This is a genomic window from Neisseria sp. P0019.S003, from assembly GCF_051957115.1.
Lineage (GTDB): Bacteria > Pseudomonadota > Gammaproteobacteria > Burkholderiales > Neisseriaceae > Neisseria > Neisseria flavescens_D.
Genome location: NZ_JBQCWT010000053.1, coordinates 1 through 500, shown reverse-complemented (window position 1 = coordinate 500; position 500 = coordinate 1). Strand labels below are relative to the sequence as shown.

General features: G+C 51.4%; 1 rRNA gene. It reads right to left on the bottom strand.

Annotated features, from left to right (window positions below):
* Positions 1-500: ribosomal RNA gene (locus ACTHTS_RS11045) — 23S ribosomal RNA — on the bottom strand; the annotation flags it as partial.

Below are 500 nucleotides of genomic sequence, written 5' to 3'. Positions count from 1 at the left end.
ATCCTGTACAAGCGGTACCAACACTCAATATCAAGCTACAGTAAAGCTCCATGGGGTCTTTCCGTCCTGTCGCGGGTAACCCGCATCTTCACGGGTACTATAATTTCACCGAGTCTCTCGTTGAGACAGTGCCCAAATCATTACGCCTTTCGTGCGGGTCGGAACTTACCCGACAAGGAATTTCGCTACCTTAGGACCGTTATAGTTACGGCCGCCGTTTACTGGGGCTTCAATTCTGGGCTTCGCTTGCGCTAACTCATCCTCTTAACCTTCCAGCACCGGGCAGGCGTCAGCCCCTATACATCATCTTACGATTTAGCAGAGACCTGTGTTTTTGATAAACAGTTGTTTGGGCCTATTCACTGCGGCTGACCTTGCGGTCAGCACCCCTTCTTCCGAAGTTACGGGGTCATTTTGCCGAGTTCCTTAACGAGAGTTCGCTCGCTCACCTGAGGATACTCTCCTCGACTACCTGTGTCGGTTTGCGGTACGGGTAGTTT